Origin of the sequence: Paenibacillus sp. FSL R10-2788, assembly GCF_038003885.1 — a bacterium.
In the GTDB taxonomy this organism is placed as follows: Bacteria; Bacillota; Bacilli; order Paenibacillales; family Paenibacillaceae; genus Paenibacillus_AQ; species Paenibacillus_AQ odorifer.
In genome coordinates this window covers 6,490,211-6,516,564 of the sequence record NZ_JBBOQA010000001.1, presented here as the reverse complement: position 1 = coordinate 6,516,564, position 26,354 = coordinate 6,490,211, and the positions used below count along the sequence as shown (strand labels likewise).

General features: G+C 43.8%; 17 protein-coding genes. All 17 read left to right on the top strand.

The window, feature by feature from the left end:
• The first annotated feature begins 143 nt into the window (after window positions 1-143).
• The 17 genes from NSQ50_RS28975 to flgK all read left to right on the top strand — a co-directional run bounded on the left by NSQ50_RS28975 (window position 144) and on the right by flgK (window position 26,342).
• Window positions 144-4,070: an S-layer homology domain-containing protein gene (locus NSQ50_RS28975; RefSeq protein WP_036681521.1), complete on the top strand. Its 3,927-nt coding sequence runs from the start codon at window positions 144-146 to the stop codon at window positions 4,068-4,070.
• Between the two features lie 154 nt (window positions 4,071-4,224).
• Window positions 4,225-4,566: a hypothetical protein gene (locus tag NSQ50_RS28970; RefSeq protein ID WP_036681520.1), complete on the top strand. Its 342-nt coding sequence runs from the start codon at window positions 4,225-4,227 to the stop codon at window positions 4,564-4,566.
• A gap of 500 nt (window positions 4,567-5,066) precedes the next feature.
• Complete coding sequence (locus tag NSQ50_RS28965; RefSeq protein WP_051491196.1) at window positions 5,067-7,919, top strand: Ig-like domain-containing protein; 2,853 nt, start codon at window positions 5,067-5,069, stop codon at window positions 7,917-7,919.
• Between the two features lie 87 nt (window positions 7,920-8,006).
• Window positions 8,007-8,546: a hypothetical protein gene (locus NSQ50_RS28960; protein WP_036681518.1), complete on the top strand. Its 540-nt coding sequence runs from the start codon at window positions 8,007-8,009 to the stop codon at window positions 8,544-8,546.
• Between the two features lie 153 nt (window positions 8,547-8,699).
• A complete protein-coding gene (locus NSQ50_RS28955; RefSeq protein ID WP_036681516.1) occupies window positions 8,700-8,969 on the top strand; it encodes an alpha/beta-type small acid-soluble spore protein in 270 nt (89 codons plus the stop codon).
• Window positions 8,970-9,308: 339 nt separating this feature from the next.
• Window positions 9,309-10,511 (top strand): methionine adenosyltransferase, encoded by a 1,203-nt coding sequence (metK, locus tag NSQ50_RS28950; RefSeq protein ID WP_036681514.1) that lies wholly within the window; start codon window positions 9,309-9,311, stop codon window positions 10,509-10,511.
• 200 nt (window positions 10,512-10,711) lie between these two features.
• Window positions 10,712-14,746 carry an Ig-like domain-containing protein gene (locus tag NSQ50_RS28945; RefSeq protein WP_051491195.1) on the top strand — a complete coding sequence of 1,345 codons (4,035 nt, stop codon included), beginning with the start codon at window positions 10,712-10,714 and terminating at the stop codon, window positions 14,744-14,746.
• Window positions 14,747-14,961: 215 nt separating this feature from the next.
• A complete protein-coding gene (locus NSQ50_RS28940) occupies window positions 14,962-17,694 on the top strand; it encodes a stalk domain-containing protein (RefSeq protein WP_081386814.1) in 2,733 nt (910 codons plus the stop codon).
• Window positions 17,695-17,751: 57 nt separating this feature from the next.
• Window positions 17,752-18,912 carry a sensor histidine kinase gene (locus tag NSQ50_RS28935; protein WP_036681511.1) on the top strand — a complete coding sequence of 387 codons (1,161 nt, stop codon included), beginning with the start codon at window positions 17,752-17,754 and terminating at the stop codon, window positions 18,910-18,912.
• 4 nt (window positions 18,913-18,916) lie between these two features.
• Window positions 18,917-19,639, top strand: coding sequence for a response regulator transcription factor (locus NSQ50_RS28930; protein ID WP_036681509.1), 723 nt, complete (start codon window positions 18,917-18,919; stop codon window positions 19,637-19,639).
• A gap of 135 nt (window positions 19,640-19,774) precedes the next feature.
• Window positions 19,775-20,218: a glycosyltransferase family A protein gene (locus tag NSQ50_RS28925; protein WP_051491194.1), complete on the top strand. Its 444-nt coding sequence runs from the start codon at window positions 19,775-19,777 to the stop codon at window positions 20,216-20,218.
• A gap of 138 nt (window positions 20,219-20,356) precedes the next feature.
• Window positions 20,357-22,369, top strand: a complete 2,013-nt coding sequence (locus tag NSQ50_RS28920) for a DEAD/DEAH box helicase (RefSeq protein WP_076222344.1) — start codon at window positions 20,357-20,359, stop codon at window positions 22,367-22,369.
• On the top strand, window positions 22,366-23,220 hold the full coding sequence (locus NSQ50_RS28915) for a ComF family protein (protein ID WP_235219407.1): 855 nt from the start codon (window positions 22,366-22,368) through the stop codon (window positions 23,218-23,220). Before NSQ50_RS28920 ends, NSQ50_RS28915 begins: the two co-directional genes overlap by 4 nt.
• Before the next feature lie 169 nt (window positions 23,221-23,389).
• The gene (locus NSQ50_RS28910) at window positions 23,390-23,800 is read left to right on the top strand and encodes a TIGR03826 family flagellar region protein (RefSeq protein WP_036678678.1); all 411 of its coding nucleotides are present in this window, start codon (window positions 23,390-23,392) and stop codon (window positions 23,798-23,800) included.
• A gap of 103 nt (window positions 23,801-23,903) precedes the next feature.
• Entirely contained in the window at window positions 23,904-24,191 is a 288-nt protein-coding gene (gene flgM, locus NSQ50_RS28905; RefSeq protein WP_036678454.1) for a flagellar biosynthesis anti-sigma factor FlgM, read from the top strand.
• 12 nt (window positions 24,192-24,203) lie between these two features.
• Window positions 24,204-24,704 carry a flagellar protein FlgN gene (locus tag NSQ50_RS28900; RefSeq protein ID WP_036678457.1) on the top strand — a complete coding sequence of 167 codons (501 nt, stop codon included), beginning with the start codon at window positions 24,204-24,206 and terminating at the stop codon, window positions 24,702-24,704.
• 54 nt (window positions 24,705-24,758) lie between these two features.
• Window positions 24,759-26,342: a flagellar hook-associated protein FlgK gene (gene flgK, locus NSQ50_RS28895; RefSeq protein WP_036678460.1), complete on the top strand. Its 1,584-nt coding sequence runs from the start codon at window positions 24,759-24,761 to the stop codon at window positions 26,340-26,342.
• Window positions 26,343-26,354 lie beyond the last annotated feature (12 nt).

Sequence of the window (26,354 nt, the reverse complement as noted above, 5' to 3'; positions counted from 1 at the left end):
TCTAATATTTTCTATAACTAACAAAACTCATCCCTTTTCGGATGAGTTTTTTGTTGTTTTCCCTAAAAATATCGCTTCCTATGACCGATAAAGAACAAAGTGAAGGTTTACGAGAATTTATACTCAAAGGAGAGATATAACACATGCAACGCTTTAAGAGACCGTTCGTTTGGCTGATGCTGGCGGCTTTGATCGTTTCTATGTTCCCAGGTAAATACACGCCCATAGCGGCAGCGGCTACCACGAGCTCCACGACTTTCTTCAGTCCGGATGATCTCACATTACGTAATACTGTTCTGTTGAAACAGGATGTTGTAGCAACAACAGCTAATCCTAATCCTGAGGGACTTATTGACCGTTCTAGTGTTTACAAAGTAAGTAGCCCTACCTTTTCAATTACAGGAACCTACTCTCAGGTAACATCTTCCACGATGAAGGTTACTGTAGAGCAGCTTACAAAAGATAGTCAATCTAATAAATGGGTAACAGATGCTACTCACCTGACTACGGGAGCGGTAACAACAGATACCAATAGCCCGGATAACCGTTTTGTAGCATCTGGTCTTGTTTTGTATACAGGTTTTAATAAGGTGACCTTTTCTGGTATGCAAGGGAATCTCCAACGTTCAGAATCATTTTATGTTCTTTACGATAAAGTTCCCTATGTAACAGAATTAAAAGTTTTGGGTGGTCCTTCTGCGCTTAATTTAAATGAAGGAACACAAGTTGTCGTACCAGTATCTACAGTTACTCTTCAAGGTAAAGTAACGAATGCCACTAAAGTCAGTGTCTCCGTGAATGGAGGAACTGCATTACAAACTTCCCTATTGGAAGACGGAACATTTTTCACCCCCGCGCTGAACTTGAGTCCGGGATTAAGTACGCTTAAGATTGTTATTCAAAATGCTTCGGATTCAATAACAATAGACAGATCCGTATATTTCTTTGATAAGGATCAACCGTACGCTTCTTTGAACATCAACCACGACAATGCGGACTATAATATCTTAAATGATAATGTGCCTACGTTGACTGCTGATTTGACTCCAAGTGTTGCAGGTTTTACTGGACAGATCTTAGTTCCATATAACGTGGCTCCGTTTGCAACAAATGCTGTGCTAACTCTTAATAAAGGTAATAGTTCCGAAAAAGTTGTAACGATTAGTGCTGTGACAGAAGAATTAACAATTCCTGGTCCTGATGGCGTTACGCCAACGTATAAATTGGTTAAATTTAAGACTGCAGCTGATTTAGAAATCTTGGCGGGTGTAAATGACTTTAAATTGTCTGTAGATTATGGCAGCCACAGCAGTTCTCATCTTTATTCATATAAATTTTTGAAAAATGAGACTGTTATAACAGAAATGTACTACCTTCCTGGATATACAGGCTCAGGTGATCTTACCAATATCTCTAAATTGCCTTTGAATGGCCAACAGTTAGAGACGGATAGTTTCTATATAATGGCGAAGACAAATAGATCAACAACCCCAGCAGATATAACTGCAAACTATTTGCCTTTGAGTAATAAACCACTATCCATAGATTATGTAACTGCAGGCACAGGAACAAATGAATATATTTATAAAATATCAGGGTTCTCTAATGGTCAACAAAAGGTACAATTCCGTTATAAAGGATCCGAATCCTTCTATAATGCTGATATTTCATATGTATCGAAAAACTATATATATGTAAGTAATCTGCAAGATGGTCAGACCTACGAATTCGATTCCAGTGTAGAAAGAAAACTTAATGTCGCTGGGGAATATATCGGGTTCGAAAATATAGAAAATGCACAAGTGCAAATTAACGGTACAGACAGTAACTCATTATCTAGCAATCCTTTTAAGCTTGAAGTAGAAAAAAACTCAACAGTAAATAAAACAACTTTTAATTTCACTGTGACAATCAGTCAGACGGGACCACTGGTATACGGTGAGAATAAAATCGTATTTACTGGAGTCTCAAGAGATAATGCTGGTAACCAACGTATTATCAAAAAAGAACTTAAAATCTACATCATTGATACCAATATTTCTGGGGTGAAACAATTCCATCCTACTTTAGGGGATAATCGTTTACCATTTACAACTACAACCCTTTCTAATGAAGTCGAGCGTAATGCCATGCTGGCATTGCCGGCTGAGATTGTATATAAGGATGAAAAATATACAACAAGCAAAGATAAATTCGACTTGGTACTACAAGGTAGTGGTGCTACAACGCTGAATCTTTATCAGGGTTCTACTCTGGTGTTTACTTCGACGGGGCAGGATAAGCTGCTAATTGACGGTACGGAATCCGCTGGACCTATTGGTCCTAAACGTTATCCTGATGAAGTGGCTGCAAATGGTTTGTATTATGACTACATTGGCAGTGCTAAAAACTTTATTTTAAGATTACGTGACATTAAGTTTGATGCCCCAGGAAGTCAAGTTTATACCCTAGAGCTTATTAACAAAACAGGAGCAAGAACTACACAACGTCTTGAAGTAGTGCGGGAAGTTGCTCCATATCGTCTTCTGTCACCTGTAGCGACGGTAGGTGAGCAAATTGTTGTTAACAAAAACTTTGTTCGTTTTGATATTGAGGCTGAAGGTGCCACTAAAGTAATAATTGGCAAAGAAGAAGCAATTAAACGTACGGATTTGCCAAATCAAGATCGCTTCACCTATGATTATGTGGGCTTAAAAGCAGACAAATCGAATCCCATTAAGATACAAGTGGTTCGTGCTAACTCCACAATAAGCGATACTATAAATGTGTATTATGCTAGTGCAGTGCAGATTGATACACAATATATGGCTGAGAAGGTAGCTACGAAGTATAGTGTCTTTAATAAAACCTTGGAATTGAACTTCCCTAAAGGCACGATTATGAAGGGATATACTAGCTCTGGTGCTGCAAAATATTATCCTAATACAAAACTGTTGTTTGGTATCGCGGATCCCGCTGATGGCGTTGTTGAACGTAAGAATGATTACGGGAACATTATCAACGTAACGGGTAGTGACGACAGAACCGAAGGCGGGGGCGGGCAGCTTGTGATTCCACAGGATCTTGCTCTACGCTTTACATCAACCGTTTCTACTAATAACTTTTCGAGAGTATCGGATATCTATTGGCTTAGTGGTGGTCTAGGAAATGATGGCGTTAATCTTGAGACCAACGGGGTTACCCCGCATTTCGTGGATGCCAGTGGAAAGACTGGATACTTTACGCAGTATAGTCAAACAAGAAAAATCGTACCTTCCCAACGTGGTGAATTGACGCTTACTTTCAACTCCAGCATTGTGGATGAAGTGGGATCGACTATTACAGTATTCCGATATACAGATTCAGGTAAGTGGGAGAATTTGGGCGGCGTCGTAGATACGAAAAAACATACCATCACCGTTCCATTCGATGAATTTGGTTATTACACTGTTATGAAGCTGCGCCGTGGTTTTGTTGATATTACGAATCATCCTTGGGGCAGAAATATAATGAATGGATTGTATTCCAAAGGATTTATGACTAATCTTCGAGCAGATGCATTCGGGGCGGATGATTTGACCACTCGTGGTGAATTCGCTACATTGTTGGTGAAATCATTAAGTATTCCTTTGAACTATGATGCTAATAAACAAACCTTCTTTGATATTGTGCCAGAAGCCGTAGCGGCTACATGGGATTTCAAACACATTGAGACAGCTGCTAGGGCAGGTATTGTTACAGGCCTCAGTGATGGCTTCTTTGGGCCTGATCAAGCCTTAACACGTGAACAAGCCGCAGTAATGATAGCTAGGGCGTTGAAACTCAAGATGTCGTTGAATGACAGTAAACTGTTGGCAAGCTTAAGCAAATCATTTGTTGATACAAGCAACATGGATTTCTACTCACGTCCTGCAATTGAAGCTATATCTAAAGCTAAGATTATGGAAGGAAGTGCTGTGACCGTTACAGGCCAAAAGAAGCCCGTCTATAACTTTAACCCGAAGGGTAAGTTGACTAGAGCAGAGGCCGGTAAGATTACTGTGGCACTCTTACAGAAGAGTACAAGCATCTTCCCTAAGAACTTTAACTAAAGAATAAAAAAGTGCTCCGGCCTGCGAAAAGTATTCGTAGGTCGGAGTTTTGATGTAAAGATAACAATTACCAGCGACATAAATTTTGTAATCTGCACCGATTTACGATACAATAATGTAGAAAATATTATTTTCTGAAAGGTGAAAGCCATCGATGAAACCGATTTTATCAAAAGCACAGTTGGATTACATGAAAGCCAAGAATATGTTTGAGAATAGAGCAAAAGTGTTGGAGAAGGAAATTGCAGCTAAACGGGCACTACAGGAGATCACTCAAGAGGTCATGGAGGAACTGGTGCAAGCAACAGGATTCCACGATTCATACAACGAGCTTGTTGTTACTGAGAATGCTCTGATCGAATGGTCTCATACTACAATCAAGCATGAGAAGAGCTACCGCGAGAACCGCGCAGCTATTGATGCAATGTATGACAATGTGAACTCGAGTCCTGAGAAGCGTCAGGAATTGATCCAATTATCTATGAAGATTCGTTAGAAACAATGTAATAGAAGCAAGCGTCGGCAACGGCGCTTTTTTTGTTTTTTGTAGGAATGTTTAAATTAATAGTACAAGTGTTAATGATTCTTAGTAAATATTGCATAATGACGTTTAGAAAGCGACTATGATATACTGTTTTCCGTAGGCACCCATGATTAACAATAGTTAGTAGAACATACATATGTATCTTCTAATGGGATCACACCGGAAAATATAAAAAAGAAGATTTTTTTTGAGAAACCGCAACTTTTTCAAATCTTCTGCGTTTAAGGTGTAGAGTCATTTACACAGAGGCTGAAATTAACCGCTGGTAAAGCCAATTTAACAAAATGGAAAAATTAGCTTTACGTGACTTGAGGCACATTGTATAATACTTAGGTATAATTAGGAATCTAGTATTGTCATGTCCTAAAATCGTTTACCAGTTTCTGTGATACCCGTCACAGACATTATTTATACTTAATTTGCTCAACTCGGGAAAGGGGGTGCATCGGCTAATGAGTGACATGAGCTACTCAACTAAAGAAAAATCTCAGTTTATGAACGTCCAAGGAGGAGAAAAAAAGGTTATGAAGAAAATTTTATCCGTAGCATTATCTACAGCAATGGCATTCTCGATGTTTGCCTCTGTAGCGTTTGGTGACGCAGCAACAACTCCGCAACAAAAATTTGATGCTTTGGCAGCGAAAGGTATTCTCAACGGATACCCAGATGGTCAAGCTCACCTTGAAAAAGATCTTACTCGTGCTGAGTTCGCGAAGATCGTTACTAAATTGTTCGACCTTACTGAAGTAAGTAACAAATTGTCTTACAAAGACAAAGGTTACAACGCATCGAACTGGGCTGTGCCTTACATCGAAGCTGTTACTGCAGTAAACTACATGCAAGGTAAAGATACTGTTAAAGGTATCTTCGATTACAACGGTAAAGTAACAGTTGAAGAAGTTGCGGCTGTATTGTTCCGCGCTTTGAAATTGGAACAACCAACTACAACTGATAACTCTGCATCCGCATGGGCTAAAGGTTATGCTCAAGCAGTAATCAATGCAGGTTTGGTTGCTAAAGACACTAACTTCAAAGCTAACGCTAGCCGTTCTTTGGTAGTTGAAACAGCTTATGCTGTGGATCAATTGAGCCAAGCAGCTACAATCGTTTCTGCTGAAGCATTGAGCCCAACTAAAGTAGTTGTTACTTTCTCTGACAAAACTACTACAACTGTTGAATTGACAACTGCTCTTGTAGCAGGCGTTGAAACTACAATCAACTTCAAACACAATGATCATGATTACACTACAAAAGTAACTTTGGCAGCTCCTAAGGTTGTTTCCGCAGAAGCTCCAAATGCTAAACAAGTAGTAATCAAATTTAACCGTTCAATCGATGTTGATACACTGGCTGAATCCAGCAAAGTTATCGACGGCGTAGTAAAAGTAACTAAAGTGGGTAGTGATGTTAACGAAGTAGCTAATGCTAATGTTACCTTCAACGCTGACAACACTGAAGCTGTTATTACCCTGCCAGGAGTTAAATTCCTTAAAGGTAACTACACTGTAGTTCTTAACGATGCTGTAACAACAACATCTGCTGAAGCTATCCCAGCTTACACACAACTGATCACTGTTGCTGATACAGTTGCTCCAACACTTGCTTCTGCTAGCTCTACTGCAAAAGCAACTACTAAAGATGTATACGTGAAATTCAGCGAACCAGTTAAAACTACTGGTATTGTTGCTTACGTAAATGGTCAAGTTGCTACTGTAACTGTAACAAATGATACTTACACTGAGTATAAATTGTCTGCAGGAACATTGGATAGCGGCAAAACTTACGATGTATCGTTGCTTAACGTTACTGACTTTGCAGGTAATGTAGCTAATCCTAACCCAATCAAAACTACTGTAACTGTAGTTTCTGATGTTGCTGCTCCAGTAATCAAGAGCGTAACTCCAGTAAGTGACAAGTATGTTGAAGTTGAGTTCGACAAAACAGTTGATCGTGCTTCTTTGGTTGGTAATGTTCGCTTGTTGAACTCCGTTGGTGAAAGCCAAGGTACGTTCCAAGTGTTGACTACTGACAATGGCAAGAAGTTCACCCTTCAAAGCCCATTGACTAGCTTCCCTTCAACTGGAACTTTCACTGGTTCTGTAGTATTCGGAGCTTCTGTAAAAGATACTCTGGGTAACATTTTGGGAACAGCTGCTAGCCAAGCAATTACCTTTACTAAAGACACTGTAGCTCCTACTGTAACTGGTGTTACTTACACAACTACAGCTGTTAATAAAGGTCTGGTTCTGAAATTCTCTGAAAATGTTGTATACAAAGGTAAAGGCACCCTGCAACTGATTAATGATACTACTGGTGAAGCTACAACTGTGCTTCACAATTCTAGTCTTGTTAAAGGTAGCGGAAGTACTTTCACTATCACTGGTGTAAGTGTACCAACTGCTGGTAGCTACACATTGCGTATTCCTGCAGGATTGTTCGTAGATAAATCCTACAGTGCAAATGAACTGACTGCTGCAGTATTGCCTGTAACAATCGGATCTACTTCAACTGACGATAAAGCTCCAGAATTGTTGGTTGTTAATGGCGCTGCTCCTATCAAGTTCTATGATAGCAAATCTGTTGGTGATGACACTTATGGTGATGCTTTGATCACTGTTGATCTGTTTGATGCTAGCGGTTTGAAATCATCCACAATTCTTGATAAAAACAGCTACACATTGAACAATGCTGGTCTTCCAAGCACTTCTTACGTTACAATTAAAACATTGAACGAAAAAGGCGAAGAAGTATCATCTGCTACTAACCCAACTCGTGCTCGTGCATATGTATATATCCCTAGCTCCAGCATCACAGAAACTAAAGACTATGTCTTTGCTGTGAATGGTGTTACTGATACTGCTGGTAACGTAATCGATGGTACAGTTGCACAACAAAAAGGTAAGCTGACTAGCAGAATTAGCCCTGCGTTTGATTCAGCTGTAGTATCCAGCGGAGGTTCAACTGAACTGATTCTCGGATTCTCCAAAGACCTGAATGAAGCTACAACTGAAGCTGACTTGAAAGCGAACCTGGAATTCTACATCAACACTGATGTTAATTCTAGCAACAAAATTTCATCAGAAAACATTCTTTCTATCACTCCGATTAAATACGGATCTGATAAAGGAAAATGGTCTGTTAAATTCTCCAAGAAAATCATTGATTCCGCTGCTGGTGCTAAAGAAGAACTTGATCTTAACGCCAACGGTGTTAACAGAATCATTGTTAAAGTTAAGAAAGACGCTGCAATCTTCGATGCTGATGGCAACAAGATCAAAGGCGAAACAGAAATCTCCGCTAAGTAATCTCCGATTACCGAAGCACAGAATAGCCTCTTCGGAGGCTATTCTTTTTTTATAGGTTTTTATCCCCAATAATGAGGAGGAACTTCTTTGAAATCGGTATGGAAAGTAACAACCGCTGCTGTTTTGCTGGCTGGTGGTATATGGGCTGGGTCTTTGCTAAACATTACTGCTGAAGGTGCAGGTGTTGGTTCTCAGCCTGGCACAACGGATGATCCTGTAGTTACGAAAAGCTACGTAGATCAGCAAATTCAGAAAGCACTATCAGGTGGTACAGTGACGACTCCGGTAGCGAGTGCTACACCTGCGCCTAGTGCAACCACAGCGCCAGTAGCTACACCTGGTCAAAATAGCAGTAGTGAATCTGTGATTGTTGATGTGAAGCCCGGCCAAACTTTAATTGCTTCTGCAGGCGCTGAATTTATCGTTCGCGCCGGTAAAGCAGTAATCGTTTCACAAGATGCCAATGGTGTGGCCGATTTAACAGACGGTAAAGATCTTACAAACGGACTAGCTGCACCATCTAACCACTTATTGTCTTTCCCTCGTGATGGTCGTGGAATAGCTGTTCAAGAGGGTCAAACGCTTGGTCTTGTTGTGATGGTTCGTGGTGGATATACCTTGAAATAATGTGTAATGATATATATTCATAATGCCCGTAAACAGACGTAATCATACCTTCAAACTGTTTTCCAAAGTTACAAATCATTGGCGCGATTGAAGATTAAGTGATGGACGCACAATATTCCTGTAATCTTACAAATTCACAGGAGGTGCTGTAACATGGCACGTAATAATCGTACAGTCGTACCTGAAAGTCGGACAATGCTGAAACAAATGCAATATGAAATTGCAGCTGAATTTGGTTTATATGGGGCTCATTATGGAGGCGGGGCAGACACGGAATTTGCTTCTGAGTTAGGAGCAGTCGGAGGTAGTGGTTCTGGCCGTAGTCAGTACCTTGGGCATCTAAGTTCAAGGGATAATGGGTCTGTTGGAGGAGAAATTACGAAGAGACTCATTAAGCAAGCTGAACAGTCTCTTTTTCAATAATATCAGGGGTTAGGATGGCCTTATTCCTTGTCTGATATTGCTTTTTTATAGCGTGAAATCAATATTCATACTCTCACGGGGGGCTCTGTGTTTAATTGACACCACCCCCTAAATAAGATAATATGACTTTTGAGGAAAGCCTTAAACCTTTTCCATATGGAAAAGGTTCATTTTTTGAAGAGTTTAGTGAATGTAGGCATCAAATTTTGCAAAAATCCTTCATAAAAAGAAATCAGGCAAACCTGAATTATTTATATTATTTAGTTTTATTATTTGGCCTGTTATCATTAAGGAATCCCTTATACAGTGTCAGACTAACCATATGGGAGGTTGTTATACTTGTCTATTAAAGGGCGTCATTTGTTTACTTCTGAGTCCGTTACGGAAGGGCATCCGGATAAAATCTGTGACCAGATTTCCGACGCGGTATTGGATGCATTTTTAGTTAATGATCCTAATGCACGTGTAGCCTGCGAAGTAGCAGTAGCAACAGGTCTTGTACTGGTGATCGGGGAAATCAGTACCAAATCAGAGTATGTTGATATTCCTGCCATCGTACGCAATACCATCAAAGAAATTGGATACACACGTGCAAAATATGGTTTCGACTATAATACATGTGCTGTGTTGAGTTCTCTTAACGAGCAGTCCGCTGATATTGCCCAAGGTGTTAACTCTGCTTTAGAACACCGTGATCCTGCTCAAGTAGCTGAAGAAACAGCTAATATTGGTGCAGGCGATCAAGGACTCATGTTTGGTTTTGCTACGAACGAGACACCTGAACTGATGCCACTGCCGATTGCTTTATCACATCGTATTGCACGTCGTTTATCTGAAGTTCGTAAGAACGGAACCTTAGACTATCTTCGTCCAGACGGCAAAACACAAGTTACGATTGAGTATCAAGATGAAAAACCTGTACGCGTAGACGCTATCGTAGTATCTACACAACATGCAGAGGAAATTTCTCTTGAACAAATTCAGGCGGATATTAAAGAACATGTTATTTTGCCTGTTGTTCCTGCGGAACTGCTTGATGCAGAAACCAAATACTTTATTAACCCAACCGGACGTTTTGTTATTGGGGGTCCTCAAGGGGATGCTGGTCTAACTGGCCGTAAGATTATCGTCGATACATACGGCGGTTATGCTCGTCATGGCGGCGGAGCATTCTCAGGTAAGGATCCAACTAAAGTGGACCGTTCTGCGGCTTACGCGGCTCGTTATGTAGCTAAGAATCTTGTAGCTGCTGGTTTGGCCGACAAATGTGAGATCCAACTTGCCTATGCCATCGGTGTAGCTACTCCTGTCTCGATAAATGTGGATACATACGGAACAGGTAAAATCAGTGAAGAGAAAATGGTTCAACTGATCAGCAACAACTTTGATCTTCGCCCTGCGGGCATCATTTCTATGCTTGATTTGCGTAAACCGATTTATAGACAAACTGCAGCTTACGGTCATTTCGGACGTACTGATGTTGATCTTCCATGGGAACGCGTAGATAAAGCAGAATTGCTAAGAGATCAAGCAGGGTTGTAATTCATCATACGGTCTTATAATATGTTAACCCGCAAGTTGGCCATGGTGTCAGCTCTGCGGGTTATTTTGCGTGCGAAAACGAGCAAGGCTAGTGAATCTAACCATAGAGAAGTAGACTACTAAACTTTGCCAGCCTTTTAGCCGAAATATAAGAATATACATAAAGACGATAGTATGGCTTGAGAGGAGTCTATCACGGAATGAAAAGAAAAATTTCAATATGGACGGCACTTATTCTAGCGGGAGAGTTAGTACTTGGTTCGGGTTATCCTGCTATTGGAATAGGGAATTCAGCAGTGTACGCTGCATCAGAGTTTGGTATAACAGTCTCACCAGCGCCTGGAGCAAGTTATGTAAGTATAGGATCATCCCTTAGACTGAGCTTTGATCGTCAAGTAAACCCGCAGTCAGGTGAAATTACTATTACGGGTCAAGGTGATAGCTCACCTTTTTTAACGATTCCTATTGGTAGTTATGGTCTAATTGGTAGTTCAAAAGATTACGAGCTTAAGCTAAATCAACAGTTTACTTCAAACAAGACTTATACAGTGACAATTCCTAAGGGGTTGTTCAAGGATAATGATGGTAATGAGTCAGGTGTTACTTCATGGGCATTTACCACTGCGCCTGAGAGTAATACAGCGATTACGGCAGGCAACTTTTCACCTGCTAATAATACAAGAGTGGATGCAGGAGCCCTTAAGGAGCTAAGTCTAACCTTAAATAAAAACCTGATAAAAGGTGGAGGTTCCATTCGAATTTTGTCGTCTGCAGATAATGCAACCGTACAAGAGTTCAAAATTAAGGATGATGATACTAGAGTTAACGTTCAGACTGATGCTAACTCTACTACAGTTAAACTAACATTGGATAAAACATTGGCCTCCGGAAGTAACTATTATGTTCTTATAGATTCTTATGCTTTTAAGGATGTTGATAATCGAACGTATTCCGGGATTTCAAGCGGTGATGTGTGGAGCTTCTCTACTAAAGGTGTTGCAGAGATTCCAGTGACTCCTGCACCGGCAAACGGATCAGGTGGGTTATCTACCACTGGAGCCCTACAGCTTACATTTGATCGTCCTATGATGCCTGCAGCTGGAACCATAACAGTATCTCCAGGTGCAGCTAACGATGCTAGAACGAGATGGCTTAATGTAAACTCCCCAGCCGTTACAGGAGGAAGCAGCAGAACTATAACATTGCTTCCAGCATCAGCAGCATCACCCTTGCTAAACAGTACGCAGTATACGGTGACGATACCGCAGGGAGCTTTTTACGATCAAGACGGAAATGTATTTCCGGCTTCGGGTGCGTATACCTGGACATTTACAACGGCTTCTTTGACAGGACTTAACGTAAGCGCGCTAAACCCGGCTGACCGGAGTGAATCCATAGCTAACAACAGATCATTTTCTGTCACATTCAATCGTAATGTGAATTATAACAGTGCTGTGGAAAATGGCGTAGCACTTTATAAAAGTGGCGGCGCACAGGTTCCGGTTACTGTTAACCGGAGTACAACTGTAGCAAACGAATATGTAATTACGCCTAAAACAGCTTTAGATAGCGACTCAACCTATTATATTGATATTGCTAAAGGAGCTTTCGTAGACGCTATTGATGCTAATGTTATCTATGATGGACTAAGCGGCAAAAATTCATGGAGCTTCCGGACCTTGTCTCAGGACAAAACAGCTCCACAGCTCACATCTGCATCACTCGAGAACAATCGGACCATTCGTTTAAAATACAATGAGAGTCTCAACTCTTCCATTGCACTGTTGATCTCCAGCTTTGGTGCTACGGTGAATGATGAGAGTCGTACAATTGAAAGTGTCTATATCCAGGGAGACAGCGCCTATGTGGTACTCAGTACAGGGGTAGCGGTTGGACAGAACGTGAAGGTTAGCTATACAGGGGGTCTGCGGACCATTCAAGATCCAAGCGGAAATGCAGCCAGCACCTTTAGCTCAAAGCAGGTTACTAACACTATCGAGTCCTCCATGCCTACACCCAAAGATGGACGGATCACGGGTAGAACGGTAGCGTTGAATTTCAATGACTCCTTAAAGGCAGTTTCCTCTTACGCACATAGTCAGTTTCTAGTGACTTCAGATGGGGGATCCCTAGGGGTCAACTCCATAAGCTCCAGCGGGAACACTGTATATTTAGGGTTAAATAGCGATGCTTCTAATGGCCAGACCGTTCGTGTCTCCTATTATGCAGGCTCTTATCCTTTGCAGAATTCTTTTGGACAAAATATTGCGGATTTCACAGATTTCTACATTCGCAACAGCAACGATACAATTCCACCCGTGTTCCAAAGTGCAACCGGAGGTGGCAATAAAATCCTTCTGAATTACAATGAAGGCTTGTCAACGACAAACCTCCCGATGAACAGCCAGTTCTCTGTGCTTGTTGGCACCACTCCTAACTATGTTACGAATGTATCGGTCAGTGGCTCACAGATCACGCTAACGCTCCAGAGTGCTTTGACGGTGAATCAGAATGTTACTGTATCCTATGTTCCGGGGACTACCGGAATAAGCGATTTAAATGGAAACCGTGCAGCTTATATTAACCTGCAGCCTGTGTCCATCTCGGAAAACAGCGGAACTAGCATACCTGAGATTAGTTCTGCCACCATCAATGGCGACGAGCTTACGGTTACATTCAGTAAAAACATGCAGGCATCTGGTTCCCTCTACGCTAATCAGTTCGGAGTTAGAGCAGATGGAAGCAGTATAGGTGTACAAAACTACACTTTGTCAGGGGATATTTTGAAAATAACAACATCCTCAGTAGTAAAGACCGGGCAAACTATCGATTTGTCCTATATGTCAGGTTCAGGTACGATCAAGGATTTGAACGGTAATATACTGTCCTCATTCTCTTCTCTCTCTGTTAAGAACCTAACCGGCGTGAGCACCGGAACGGGAAATCGTCCATCCTATCTAGGGACGCTTGCAACAAGTGAGTTTGGAAAAGAATACGCGCTGCTGAAGAGTGACTCTTCACAAATCGTGGATGACCGTTCGTTATACAATCAATCTGTAAAAAGATATACCTTAAACACAGATCGCCTGACGGCCAGTTATGAATATCTGTATAAGGCAAGTAGTGATACATTAGCTTTTGAGGTGCCTGCTACAGAACAATCGGCCTATGTGACTGTTCCTTTAAAGCCTTTGCTTGATGCTGTAAATCGCAGTAAAACCACAAAATTTATGATACGTTATGGCGATCACTTATATAGCGTAGGACTAGACGATATCGATATGAACGGATTAGCGACTAGCTTGATTGCAGACAGTAAAAATATCTCGCTGGTGTTCCGCTTAGAAAAGGTTCCGGCAGGTACGTTCTCCCCATTTGAGCAAAAGCTAAAAACTATGGGGATGCAGAGCGTTACTAGTCTTATGGATGTCCGGGTGACTGCGATAGTAAGCAGCAATTATTCTAATGCTAAGGCATTATCGGTACCTGGAGAATACACTGTGCGTACAACTTCTTCATTGAACAATGCGCAGACATCTGCTGCTAGACTGGATCTTTCCTATTACGATGCAGCTTATCTGCCAACAAAAGTAAGTACGGTAGGTAGCTATACGATTATTCGTGCTCGTACGGAGGGTAATCAGGTGTTAGGAACCTTTATATCAACCCGGGCCTTCTCAGATATGAGTAAGCATTGGAGTAATTCGATCGTAGCTGAGCTTAGTGCAAAGACTATCATCGATAGCAGTTACGGGACTACATTTAGTCCAGAAAAAAAGATTACCCGTGCAGAGTTTGCAGTAATGCTTAGCCGGGGACTTGGTTTGCTAGGCGATCGCGAGACCGCACAGCGCTTCCGGGATGTGCAGCCTTCCACACAAACTGGAGACTATATTGGTGCAGCAGCCAAGGCTGGTATTATTACAGGGAACACGGATGGCTCCTTCCGGCCTAACGATAATATCACTCGAGAGCAGATGGCAATCATGATGATTCGGGCAATGGAATACACCAAACATCCTATTACTTTAAGCGGCACTTCTGCCTCAACACTGGCTCGCTTTAAGGATAAGTCTAAAATTCAGAATCAAAGTGCAGAATTCGTAGCTAAAGCTGTGCAATCTGGGATTATTTTGGGAATGACCACAAGTGAGTTCCAACCTCAGGGTAATGCCACTCGTGCACAAGCTGCTGTGATGTTGCATCGGATGCTGAAGCAAACAGATTATTTGTAGAATAAATAGATTGGTAAAGCCTGGCATTCTGCTGGGCTTTTTTTTATGTTAATAGTTTGTGTTACGAGACTCTATAAAGCTTGAAATCTCTCAATTTCGCAACTTTTTCGCTTATTTTCAGTCTATTAAAAGAGTACTAGAAAAATAGGAACCAGTTTCCAGACTTTTGATAACGGACTTGAAGAGTAAAAAAGAGATGGGAGAGTTACGTCGAAATGAATGAAGTTTTCATGGAGAAGAAGAGTAGAGAAGTTGTTCGGGGAATAAAATTATCATCTACTAAAAAATGGGTTGCCGCTTCATTAGCAGGTGTGTTGTGGATTATGCCGGTAATTGGCAGTGAAGGCTTAGCTATGTTTGGTCATAGTTCCACACCAATTGCTGCCGCAGCCACATCTAATTTTAAAGTAAGCAAGCTGGGAGAAGAAGTAATTACTTCGGGCGCCATTATGATGAAATACAAATATACGGCTACACGTTCAGGAGCGAGTGCTTCTGGCTTGGCGGATGTTATTCGCGTTGACCTCAACAATCCATATGTTTCATTAGATGTTATGACAGGTAAAGGTGGAAACCTGACAACACGTCAAAGTACTGGCGGGATGGCTAAGGAAACTGGAGCCGTGGCTGCAGTAAACGGAGATTATTTTAATACAGGCGGGGAAGGCGCTCCGATTGGTGGACAAGTATCCAGTGGAGTATTGGTATCCACCCCTTCGCAATTGGATGGAATGTATGCCTTTGCAGTGACTAAGGACCGCAAGCCTCTTATTGATGAGTTCAGCTTTGAAGGAATGGTAACCGCACCTGACGGCGCACAGTTTGAGATATCCGGTATCAATAAAGGTGCTTATAGTCCTGAAGGTGGAAGCTCTACTTATAGCCATGCTAATGCAATGTACATCTATACGGATGTATGGACCGCACTCGATCGTCCCAAAAACAGCTCAACCACACCGACAGAGGTGCTCGTTGAGAACGGCGTAGTTACTCAAATATCTGAAAATGCTGCGCTTCCTACAGCGGTTCCAAAGGGAGCTTATATTTTGCGGGCCCATGGCTTAGCCGCACGGTATGTTACTGCCCATCTGACTGTAGGACAACCGGTAACAAGTGTGTACTCCCTGAAATCCAAGACTACGCAGCAATCGCTAGATCCTGCTAATCTGCAAACAATGATTGGTGGACATACGATTCTTGTAAATAACGGAAAAGCTGCAACGTTCTCTCGCTCGACTAGCAGCATTGGCGGTTATCGTGCACGTACGGCTTTAGGATACTCTCAGGATGGACGTTATGTTTATATTATAGCTACTGAAAAAAATGGCAACAGCTCAGGAATGTCATTGACCGAGCTGCAATCTTTTATGACCAATATTGGAGTCTGGAAAGGGCTTAACTTAGACGGAGGCGGCTCTACAACGATGGTAGACCGGCCTCTTGGTGAAAGCTCAGCCACACTAACCTTTAATACAGAGTATGGCACAGAGCAGCGCAGCATTGTTAACGCGCTTGGTGTTTATACTAACGCACCACAAGGTGAAGTAAAAGGAATTAAAATTAGCGGAAGCACTTCGCTATTAGTTGGACAAAAGGCTACTTATTCGTTAAAAGGTTATGACACTTACTATAACCCTATAGATGTAGCAGCAGGCAATCCTACTTGGACATCAAGCGGAGGAAGCGCAACTGTAAGTGCAGGAGAAGTAACGGCAGTGAAGCCAGGCACCGTTACCTTAACGGCTAAAAGCGGCGTAGCAAGCGCTTCTACAACCCTTACAGTCTTGGGTGGAGATGATCTATCCAGCATGAGTGTAGGCACTGCTACAGCGCCACTGACAGCTGGGACAACTGTATCTGTCCCTGTAAAGGCCTCTACGAAGAGTGGAGCAACCATAAGCGTTCCAGATTCAGCGCTGAAGTGGGAGTTTGTAGGCTTTAAGGGAGTCGTGCAAAATGGCAAGCTTACTGTAAACTCTGTGGATGCAGGGGTTACTACAGGTTACGCTATTGCTCGTTATGATGGATTTAGCACAGCGGTTGTATTATCGACAGCAGCAGCTACAACATGGGAAGATTTCGAGAAGGTAAGTTATCCAGTCAACTTTACTACCAATGTGCCAGCGGTACAGGGGACTGCAACGATAGTAGACGGATCGGCTGAAAGAGTAGGCTCCAAGGTGCTGTCACTCAGTTATGATATGACGGCTGGCAGCGGTAAAATGTACGCTTATGCTCAACTTAACGGCACAAGTGGAAAAGCCGTTCCAGCGCTTGCAACTTCGATGTCAGTTGATGTGATGGGCGATATGAGCTTAAATTGGCTGCGTGCTGAGTTTGTAGACAATAGTGGAGCTACAGCCTATGTAGATCTTGCGAAGATTATCGATTGGAACGGTTGGAAGAACATAAACATCGACTTGTCAGGATCAGGGATTAAATTCCCGGCTACGCTGAAGAGACTTTATGTAGTCAACGTAGAGGAAGGCCAAGATGAACGGGCGAAGACAGGTACCGTTGCTTTTGATAATATCACCTTCACAATGCCTTCACTTTCCAGTGATGCAGGGTTACCAAAGGGTACGGCTTCGATGAGCATCGGCTCCAAAGCAATGACCGTAAACGGAAATAAGAGGGCTATTGATGTAGCTCCAATTGTGAAAGACGGCAGTACTTATGTGCCGATCCGTTATGTGCTGGATGCTTTTGGAGGGAATGCTACCTGGGATCAGGTGAATAAGAAGATCATGGTGTTGCGCGGAGCCAAGGCACTGGATCTGACGGTAAATAAAAAGGAATACCTGTTAAATGGTAAGCGACAAAGTGCTGAAGTAGCACCTATTATTTTACAGGGTAGGACTTTAGTACCTCTGAGACTGGTTTCTGAACAGTTAGGATTAACTGTAAAATGGGAACAGAAAACGAAGACCGTAACTATCGAATCGTGATATGTTAATATATAAGGAAAACCTTAATACGATCCGATAGAAAAGGGGCAAGCATCCGTGGAATTTCAAGCCGATGCGATTGATCGCGTTATTAAAAATACCATCGACGTGATGGAGAGCAGCAAGTATCAGATTTTTGAAATATTGCAGGTTGCACGTGATGAACTTGCTGCACTCAACAAGGAACTGCAGCGGGTCATGGACGAAACGGATGAAACGTTGAAAAAGGTAGACAAGCTGGAGTTACAGTATCACCGCTCCAGAATCCGGCTGACAGAGGTCAGCCGGGACTTTGTCCGCTACTCAGAGAAGGATATCCGTATTGCTTATGAGAAGGCTACAGAGCTTCAGCTCGAACTCATGATGACGCGTGAGCGAGAGGTCTATCTTCGAAGCAGACGTGATGAATTACAAATGCGAGTGCGCAGTGTCGAAAATTCTGTAGAGCGTGCAGAGTCAATTGGTTCGCAAATGAGCGTAGTGCTCGAATATTTGTCGGGAGAGCTAGGCCAAGTGACGAGAATTGTCGAATCGGCGAAGAACAGACAGATGATCGGACTCAAAATTATCCTGGCTCAAGAAGAAGAACGGAAGAGAATTGCCCGGGAAATTCATGATGGTCCCGCTCAAATGCTGGCAAATCTAGTCCTTAGGACGGAAATTGTAGAAAGAATGCTGGTAAAGCAGGAATTTGGGCTGGTGCAGGACGAAGTAGTAGATTTAAAAGGGCAGGTTCGTAACAGCCTGGAAGAAATGCGTAAGGTTATTTTTAATTTACGACCGATGGCTCTCGATGATTTGGGCTTGATTCCGACTTTGCGGAAATATGTGCATGATTTTGAAGAGAAGACGAAACTGCGGACGACTCTGGAAACCCGGGGACAGGAACACCGACTATCCTCAGCGATGGAGGCGGCGGTATATCGTCTTGTTCAGGAAGCATTGTCTAATGCAGCAAAACATGCCTACCCAAGCTTCGTATTGGTGGAGATTACATACCAAGCGCAGTTAATTAAGATTGTGATTAAAGATAACGGATTAGGCTTTAATGTACAAAAGTTAAAAAATCAGCAAGGTAATCGGGAAAGCTTCGGGCTAGTAGGTATGCGGGAACGTGTAGAGCTGCTTGAAGGAAGAATGGAAATTGTATCAGCCGAGAATCAGGGGACAACAATCGTGATCCATATTCCGACGAATGTGGAGAAGGGGAAGGAGTAGTGTGATGGAGAACTTAAACTCTAGTAAAACGCCCATTAAGGTTCTTTTGGCGGATGATCATCAGCTTTTTCGTGAAGGGCTGAAACGCATTTTGAATATGGAGGAGGATATCGAGGTCATAGGGGAGTGCGGCGACGGTATTCAGGTATTAGAGTTTTGTAACGGGACTAAACCGGACATCGTATTGATGGACATCAATATGCCTGTTGAGAACGGCGTAGAAGCCACTCAAAAACTTCGGGAAATGTTCCCGGAGGTTAAGGTAATTATTTTATCCATTCATGATGATGAGAGTTATGTATTTGAGACCCTTCGTAAGGGCGCCAATGGTTATTTATTGAAGGATATGGAGGCCGAATCCCTTATTAATGCCATTCGTTCGGTCTGTGAAGGACATGCCTTTATCCATCCAAAGGTTACTGGAAAGCTTATCAATCAATTGCGGCGTATGACTTACCTTAACGAGACTGGTGTAACTACAGATACAGTGGTGAAGGAAGCTGGTGTCAAATTTATTGCTGGCGACAACAATCCTCTGACCCGTCGTGAAGCAGAAGTGCTGCGTCTAATGGCTGAAGGTAAGAGCAACAAAATGATTGGTGAATATTTATTCATTAGTGAAAAAACAGTTAAAAACCATGTTAGCAGTATTTTGCAAAAAATGGAAGTGGATGATCGGACTCAAGCCGTTATTAATTCGATTAAATATGGCTGGGTAACCTTGTAGAAGCTTCACGGTAATACGTTACATATAGGAAAGAAATTAAGTAGACACAGCTTGCTTCCCTGATGGGTGTTCTAGGCAGTCACCGACCTTTTAATGCCGGCATATAGTGTTGGTATACAGAGGAGGTGCATCTCCATGGTAGCCCAGTTGATATGGATTGCGGTTGTTTATGTATCCGCTGCAGTGATGATTCATATGTTGCATAACCGGCAGAAGGTGCGTAAAACACCGCAGTCCGGAAAATGGATTCATTATATTTTTATTACCCGCAATCATGAATCTGTTGTGGAATGGTACATTCGGGCACTGACATTTCAAGCTCTTCTAACCGGAAAACGATTGCGAGTAACGTTCATGGATGATGGTTCGAGCGATGGAACACTTGGGATAGTTTCCAAAATGGCCGCTAGCGGCTGCTCTATCGATCTTGCAACATCTTTGTACTCTCTTCAGATGAGTGAAGAATTGCAGCATGAAGGAATTGTAGTAGACTTGCGGCTGTCAGGGCAGTCTGTATCGCTGCCTTTTATGGGGATGGCAGGAAGTAGGGGATGCGAATCAAAGCGCAACAGATCTTAAGTAAATATGTAAGTAACGGGTGAAGCACACTCTCCAAGAACTGGGGGAGTGTGCTTTTTGCGTTTGGGGAGACGGAGTCGTGAATTTGGGATCAAATATGGAGCTGCTAAGTACAAGCGAAAGGTAGGAGGGATTATTATGCAAGTCGCTGTATATGCTGTGGAATGCAAGGGGAGCTGGAGGGTTAGAATTTCATTAGATCTTAGGGTAGATAGATGGTGGTGGTCTGTAGCTAGACCGGAGAAGAAAGATGGGAGTTCCTTAGCGGCGAATAGTTTGGTTCTGCTTTCTTCTGCGTTGCCGCTAAGTTGGGCTGTGAAGCTCCGGGACAGCTTCAAACAAAGAAGCGTAATGAGCACCTGGGCGATTAAGGAGTGGGGGCAATATATTAATAGAATGCTCGAGGCTGAGTTGAGAGAGGAGAAAGAGGCAGGGGGACTGTGGGAGTCACAGTGGCTGAATGATGGAATATTCATATGGAAGCCTAATAAATCGAGTTTCGGAATAGAACAGGACAATAAGAAGAACGAAAGGTATTGCGGGAGTGAAAAAAAGGGTTTTGATTCTGGATTGCTAGAATTCGATTCAGAGCAATTATTGCGGGCTGTGGCCGGGCGCTCTTTATTGGAGCCGGAAGTAGAAGCGCTGCTGGCAGAAGAATTGCCAGAGCTAGGGGGTTGCTGGCGCCAGGCGGCACAACTGGCGCATCTACAGGGGCGGCTGTTGCTTACAGCCGCCGTAGGCAGTGCGACCCCGGCTGCGCAAGGGGCGCGGGCCCGCCAGCTCCCTGCGGGTGCTGGCGTTATGATGCGTGCGGCGGCTAGGCTGCCGCACGTATTGTGGCGCGGCGTTGTCGCTCGCCGCACGGTTTCGCGCTGCCTGCGTTGCGGCAGCGTGCCCACCGGCCGCACGGCATGCGCCGCGTGCGGGCTTATGGGCTGCGCCTATTGCGAGGCCTGCCTCGCGCTTGGGCGCAGCCGGGCTTGTGCGCTGCTGCTGCGCAGCGCAGCACTTCCGGCCGTGCGATGCACGGCCGCCCTTGACCCCGCCGCGGCCGCAGGCCGGTGGGGGCTGAGCCCAGCGCAGGCGGGAGCCGCTGGCGCTGCGCTGGGTTTTCTGGCGGAGCCGCGCAAGCGCTCCGCCACTTCATGCCCAGAGCGGTTTCTGCTCTGGGCGGTAACGGGAGCGGGGAAAACGGAGATGACCTTCCCGCTCCTAGAGGCAGTGCTCGCCGCCGGAGGGCGGGCGCTGGTAGCGACGCCGCGACGCGACGTCGTACTTGAGCTCGTGCCGCGGCTCGCCCGGGCTTTTCCGGCGGAGGTTATCGCCGTACTCTATGGCGGCAGCGCAGATCGCTGGGTGAGCGGTCGCTTAACGCTCTCGACCACCCATCAGCTCCTGCGCTTCCATCAAGGTTTTGATCTCGTAATCATCGACGAGCTGGATGCGTATCCTTACCACAATGATCCTATGTTGGCCTATGCCGCTGAACAAGCCTGTAAAGTGGACGGCTCTTTCATCTATTTATCAGCTACTCCACCACAAGAAATGCAGCGTTTGGTCCGGTTAGGCAAGCTTCCACATGCCAGAGTGCCTGTCCGCTTCCATGGTCATCCCTTGCCTATCCCGCAGCATTTGAGTATACCCTCGGTTCTGACCTGTCTAAAGCGTGGAAGTTTGCCAAGATCGCTTATACAAAATCTTCAAAAGTCACTGGAGCGAAAAGCACAAATTTTTCTATTTGTGTCTCGAATAGCTCATATCGAAGGATTGCTGATACTACTTCGTCGTAGCTTTCCCGGCGTGGTTATTGAAGGCACCTCGTCCAAGGATTCATTTCGGGCAGAAAAGGTAACTGCTTTTCGCAACCGTATCATCTCTTTGTTAGTGACTACTACGATCCTGGAACGGGGAGTTACCGTGCCACGCAGTGACGTATTTATTTTGGATGCAGACAGTGGTCTTTTTGACGAAGCCTCTTTGGTACAGATGGCAGGCCGTGCTGGTCGTTCTAAAGATGATCCTGATGGCCATGTTGTATTTGCCTCCCCTCAGTGGAGCCGATCCCAGCGTGGAGCGATTGCTCAGATTCGTACTATGAATATCATTGCTCGCCGCCAAGGATATATTCGTAAAGGTGGGGCTATATGAATACCAAGCTTACAAGGTTCCGAAAATCCCTGTCTTTCCTCCTTACCCCCTCCGTGCCTCAATGTCTAACCTGCGGGAAGCACAGCCCACAGTCCTCACAGCTGCCTGGTATCTGTAAGAATTGTGCGGAATCCATTCCTTGGATACGCGCTCCACGTTGCTTGATATGTGGGCGGCATGTAGGCTGTCCAGACTGCACTCGCAGCGCTGAGCCCTCACCCATTGTATGTAACCGGAGTGCGGTTGCCTACACTAATGAGATGAGAGAATGGCTCGGTCAATATAAATATCGCGGGAATGAACAATATGCCCCTTTGCTTGGACTCATGCTGGATAGAGCTTATTTAACCCTAAAGGAGGAAAAGCAGCAGGGGGCTCTTTTATCTCAGAAAGCATCTTTTTTTCATCTTATTCAACATAAAAGGTACACAAAAAACAGCCTTTGGTCAGCTGATTTATTAGTTCCGGTACCTGTCAGTGATTCAAGGCTTCTAGAACGGGGCTTCAATCAAGCGGAAAGATTGGCCGATGTCCTATCTCGTCATAGAAAGATTCCACAGCTACCGCTACTAATTCGTACGCATCATACAGGTAAGCAGAGCTTTAAAGGACGTGCGGAGCGACTGGCAGATATGAAGAATGCTTTTGGAGTGAATCCGGCAGTCTCCACACTATTTAAGGATTGGCTGAAAGATAACTCACCTATAAGTCGTCCTATTCGAATTATTATTGTTGATGATATCTATACAACGGGAAGCACGATTCGTGCTTGCGCCGAAATTCTAAAACAAATGGTTTCAAACCATGATTATGCTGCAGAAATCTATAGCCTAACCTGGGCGCGTTCCTAAAACGCGAAAAATGCATGATTGTGAACAGCTATATCCATTCCATTGAGGATTAGTTGCGGTTGGTAGCGTTTCTTCTGTCCCATAGACGAATTCCTTGCAATCATGTAATCTAGGAGCATAAGAATATTATGCATTGCACAGAATGTACGGAGAGGAGCGGCTGCTTGTTATGAATCTAGACAATTGTCCAAGGTGCGGCCGGTTGTTTGTCAAGAATCTTATGGGGTTGTGCCAGTCCTGTATTAAAGAGCTGGAGCATGAATATGAGATCTGCGTGAATTATTTACGGGAAAACAAAGGAACCAACATTCAGGAGCTCTCCGATGCTACGGGGATTTCTATTAAAGAGATTACCCGCTTTATTCGAGAAGGCCGGATTTCTATAGCTAATGCACCCAATATGATGTACCCTTGCGAAGTGTGTGGTACACTGATTCGGGATGGCCATATGTGTGACAGCTGTCGTAGTCGGCTCAGGAAAGATCTCACGAATGCTGTCAAGGAAAATTCTGCTGAGGATACTACTAAAAAGACATCTGATGGTGCATATCGTGCCATAGATAAGCTGCGTGACCTATAAAATCTGCAAAAAAACGTTTGCAGCTATAAAGAATGTTTCAGTCTACGCCGATAAACTTAGTAAAGATTATCGGCTTTTTTATATTAGAAGGAAGGTGGAAGTTATGAAAATTAACGAGACCGGACGAATTAACGCGATTAATCCGTATCAACGCAGCGCGGAAGCGCAAAGGCAGGAACAAATGAAGAAAAGCACACGCAAGGATGAGGTTTCGATCTCTGATGAAGCGATTCAACTCTTGCAAGCACAAAACACTGGCAAGAATGATCCAGAACGCGCACTTAAGATCGACAATCTAAAGCAGCAGGTCTCCGCAGGTACCTATCAAGTTGATGCATCTAAGCTAGCAGAGAAACTCGCCCCTTACTTTAAGCAATCCTCCGAGAATTAGGTGAAAACATCCATGGCATTGACGACATTAATAGAACTATTGGAGCGGCTAGATGGAGTGCATGTTCAAATGCTGGATCTGGCCGCTGAGAAGAAACAGACAATTATGGATAACAAGGTGGATGCGTTAATCGACATCCTTAATCGTGAATCCAAGCTAATGAAGGTAATTGGGCAGCTCGAGGAAGAGCGAATATTAGCCGCATATACCGTTTTGCAAGGTGTGGGTATTCGTTCTAACCTGAACCTGAACCTAACGGAGCTGTCCAGGCTTATATTTGACCCTGAAGACAAGGCACGACTGCTGCATATTCAGCAGAAGCTTTCGGGCACTTTGCATCGCCTGAAAGAAGCCAATGACCTAAATCAGAAGCTGATAGAGCAGTCGCTTACATTTATAGATTATTCTTTGGATCTGTTGGTCGGAAGACCAAATCAGGATATCACTTATCATCGTCCGTCCGACAAAGGTAACAACGTAAATCGGTCGGGGATTTTTGATGCACGAGGTTAGAATTGTACTGATGAAGTGTTCTGCCGGAGCAGAACATAAGGAGGAGTAAGAAGCATGACATCCACATTTCACTCGATAGAGACGGCGAGACGCAGCCTTTTTACTCAGACCGCAGCTCTTAATACAACTGGACACAATATCGCTAATGCGAATACCGAAGGTTATACTCGTCAACGTGTTAATATGCAAGCCTCTTTACCTATTGAAGCGTACGGATTGTTAAAATCTACCGTTCCAGGTCAAATGGGTACAGGGGTGGAATTCTCATCTATCGATCGGATTCGAGAAATGTTTCTGGATGATCAGTACCGTGGTGAGAACGCTGCTTTCGGCAACTGGAGTCTTCAAGCGGATACGCTCTCTAAGCTGGAAGCTATCGTTAATGAGCCATCGGATACAGGCATTCGTACAGTTTTGGATAACTTCTGGAAATCGTGGTCGGATCTAAGTAAGAACCCTGAAGATCCAACAGCCCGTAAGATTGTAGTGCAAACTGCACAATCTTTGACGGATGCTATGAACTATATGAGCACGCAACTGAATAATCTGGAGCGGGATCTAACCACTAATATAGATGTTAAGGCAAAAGAAGCTCAGGGTTATCTGACCGCTATCGCAGATCTAAATAAATCGATCTATAAGATTGAGGGTATGGGGGATCATGCAAACGATCTACGTGATCAACGCGATCTGATGGCGGACAAGCTCTCCAAAATTGCTAATATTACTGTTGTAGAGACGGAAGCGGGTTATAACATTTCTTTGGGTGGACAACCTCTCGTAGAGGGTGGAGAAGTAACTGCAACCGTAGATGGCGCGTTTCTTAATAATGCTTATGCCTCCGGAACTTTGAAGGGCGGCGAGGCTTACGGAATGATTTTTTCCAATAATACCTATGTTGCCGATTACAAGAAACAACTCAATGATTTGGCGAGCACTATTGCTACAGGTGACGTTGAAATTACAGTGCCAGCTGGCTCCAATCTTCCTGAGGGCACAGTGTTGACTAGTGATGCCAAGATTACACAAGCTGACGGTACCGTAGTTACTTTGACCGCTGGTCAGGCCATGCCTAAGGGCGCAACAATGTATGAGGACGCCAAGACCATTGTCAAAGGGTTAAACGGACTTCACAAGTTAGGTTACGCGATGGATGGAAGCGTCGGACGCGATTTCTTTGTAACATCAGGTGAGGCTGGAACGATCAAACTGAATCCGGAAATTGCAGCTGACGTAAATCTATTTGCAACTTCGCTTCGTACAACTGTTGATGCGAATGGAAATACGCAAGTCGTTAAAGGAAATAACACCTTGGCGCTTCTATTGACGAACCTGAAGGATAGTAAATTTACTAAGCCGGACGGCAGTGTGAGCAACACTGTGGGTGGACTTTTTGGCTCTATGGTTGGTCAACTCGGTATTCAATCACAGGAAGCTGCACGTCAGACCGATAACTCTGATTATCTGGTAGAGCAAGTTAACTCCCGTCGTCAATCAGTCAGCGGAGTATCACTAGATGAAGAAATGTCGAATATGCTAGTATTCCAGCATGCTTATAGTGCCGCAGCGCGTTTTATGACTACTTTTGATGAACTGCTCGACAAATTGATTAATTCCACCGGCACAGTCGGCAGATAAAAGGAGATATAG